The following is a 2,819-nucleotide window of genomic DNA, read 5'->3' as shown; positions in this document are numbered from 1 at the left end:
ACAAGCTACAGAAATCCGAGATAGCAACACTGAAAAAAGGACGAGAAGAATTTCAAAAATTGCAGGAGAAGATACAGCAAGCCTTGAGCAAATTGCAGAGCATACAACCCGACGGCGACAGCGACATCGAAAAGTCAATCAACAGCTTACAGGCATCGGTGAAGACATTGCAGGACTCACTGAAACAGCAGAGCAGCGAACAGCAAGACTTAGAAAATTTAATCGACGAGCTCACCTGCTTAAAACAGGATATGACCACGACGCTCAGCAATTTAAAACAGCATCAAACGACTTTGGCACAGTCGTTGGCACAGTTTCAGCCGTTGTTAAAGCCGTGATCGAGTTGTTCAAGAAGTTATTTGACAGGTTAAAACAGCAGGTGGTGGGGTATGCCAAGGAAGGGACGTTGTATTCGATGGACTCTGATGGTAAGCAACACAAGATGAACCAGCGGCAGGCAGAATCTTATGTCAGCAGCCATCCGTATGATTTGTCGGGGTATGCCCAATTAACGCTGACCGCTAAAAAGTTGGAAAAAGATAAAGAGCTAAGACATGAGCCGTTTAGAGGGTTTGGGATTTAGAATTTTATTCATCATTATTTATCTTGCATAATTCAATTTCTTTTGATTTCAGCCAGATTGGTTATTGGATATGCTATTTAACATAACCAAAGATGGGCGAAGTTTAACACTAAGAGTCATAAACGAAATTTGAACTTTAGTTTATAATATCCGCAGTTCTCTATTTAATTAATTGCTATAAACAAAATATTAACTCTTAGGTTCTCTATGACTACTACTTCCTACCTAAATCCACATTTAACCCAAGAATGGAATGATTGGCTTAACACAAATATTAGTAACGGTGTAGAAATTACCACACTAGCAAAAACCCTTGAGCAACATGGTTATCATATAGCAGTGGGTGATTTATTAAAAAACTACCAGATTGACATTAAGCATCCCCAAATTGACCTTAGTAAAAACTTTATTGATATTGACAACAGGCGCATTCCAATCATCTTTACTGCTCAAGCTCCTAAGGTCGTTGTATTCGACAACTTCTTATCACATGAAGAGTGTCAACAACTGATCGCCTGTGCTGAAGACAAATTCCAAACCGCAACCGTGGTCAATGCTCAAACTGGTGAATACTTTACAACCACAGAACGCACAAGCATGAACGCCGTCTTTCAACGTCAAGAAAATGCCATTATTTCTTTGCTTGAAAATAGAATTGCTCAGGTGCTTAATTTTCCAATTGACAATGGCGAAGGCTTACAAATACTGCGTTATCATTCGGGAGGAGAATATAAACCTCATTTTGACTTCTTTGATACCACTAAAGCAGGTGGACAAAAAGCCATTGAAATTGGTGGACAGCGCGTTGCTACTTTTTTAACCTATTTATCAGACGTAGAAAGCGGGGGTGCCACTCGTTTTCCAAGTGCTAACTGCGAGATCCGTCCGAAAGAGGGAATGGCATTATATTTTAGTAATATTTTATTGAATAACAATCCTGACCCCTTATCTTTGCATTCAAGCGTGCCTGTTATTACAGGTACCAAATACATTGCCACAAAATGGTTGCGCCAGTATCCTTATGGTTAAGACGACTGCAAAAAATTGACTAAGCTAACGGTCAAATAATTTAACCTTAGTCATTCAATAAAAAAACCGACCTAGGTCGGTTTTTTTATTGACTTGTTATTGTTAGAACTTACTTGTGAATACCAATGACACCCCTTGGTTGTCATAATTTTTACGCCATTCACCGGTGTAGTTAGCAGAAATGCTAGTATTGGCTGTTGGTTTATAACTCAACCCAACACCTGCAACACCAACTTCACGTCCTACTTCTTGACCCAGCGTAGTGAAACGACTGTTAGGCGTATCAACAAAACTTGCTGTGATATCTGTGCGTGGATCGCCATTTTCGATTGCACCTGCAAGCGTCCCTGTCAAAGAAACCTTTTGCCCAATAGGCTGTGATAGATTTACCCCAAGCGTTGAGCGCATACTGTTATAATTTTGCTTTTCAACTGCAAGGTTAAACGCACCAGCACCGGTTTCATTATAAGCGTCTGATTTGACCTGAGCATAATTAAACTGCGCAAATGGCGTAATGTTTCTTTGCTCAGTACCAATACGATGGCTTAATCCTATCCCTGCTTGTAAGGTATTAGCATTATAATCAGCCTCGGCAGTTGCATTTGCAAATCCAATGTGACGTTTACCTTTAATATCACTTTGACCAGCGCCTACATGGAAATTAGCTTTAGTCTCAGGCGTCGCTTGGTAGTCAGCATAGCCTAAAACTTGTAGAGAGTCCGCTTTCATCTCATGATTGATCGTATGTCCATTGGTATCAGCATCACTGTTGATATAAGAGACAGCTAATCCCAAATTCAGTTTGTCATTCAATGGAATATCACTACCTACGATAACGCCAGTATCCTTATTATCATAACCTACTAAGCTACCCTTATGATCTTTTGTAGATTGAGTGCCAATGGCTTTTGCCCAAACATTACGTTCACGGCTGATAGTTGAGTCGTGAATAGCGTCAAGAGCTAAATTATTGCTGTCAGTAATTATGCGGTTGATTGAGCCCATAAATAAAGGCTGCAACTGACTCGCTGTTTGAGATAGTTCAACCTGACTAAAATTCAACGTTTTATTAATTAGATTATCCGCTAATACACTGTTGCCGGTGGCAATTTTAGTATCGATAGCTTTATCTAAAACTTTTGCCAAACTTTCTGACGAAAGGTTGTTATTTTGCTTGACAGCGTCTACAAAGGCGCTAGTCTCTTTT

At 39.9% G+C, this 2,819-nt stretch carries 3 protein-coding genes; 2 read left to right on the top strand and 1 reads right to left on the bottom strand.

The features are described from left to right. A partial coding sequence (locus RT422_RS10625; protein WP_313422235.1) for a hypothetical protein occupies window positions 1–583 on the top strand: 583 nt, incomplete at its 5' end. Between the two features lie 207 nt (window positions 584–790). Further along, complete coding sequence (locus RT422_RS10620) at window positions 791–1,612, top strand: 2OG-Fe(II) oxygenase (protein ID WP_060994930.1); 822 nt, start codon at window positions 791–793, stop codon at window positions 1,610–1,612. A 102-nt stretch (window positions 1,613–1,714) separates the two neighbouring features. Here the strand turns inward: RT422_RS10620 and RT422_RS10615 are convergent. Then, a partial coding sequence (locus RT422_RS10615; protein WP_313422234.1) for an autotransporter outer membrane beta-barrel domain-containing protein occupies window positions 1,715–2,819 on the bottom strand: 1,105 nt, incomplete at its 5' end.

Origin of the sequence: Moraxella sp. CTOTU49803, assembly GCF_032097965.1 — a bacterium.
GTDB classification, from domain to species: domain Bacteria; phylum Pseudomonadota; class Gammaproteobacteria; order Pseudomonadales; family Moraxellaceae; genus Faucicola; species Faucicola tetraodonis.
The sequence above is the reverse complement of the archived record's forward strand: the minus strand, read 5'-3'. Positions and strand labels throughout refer to the sequence as shown.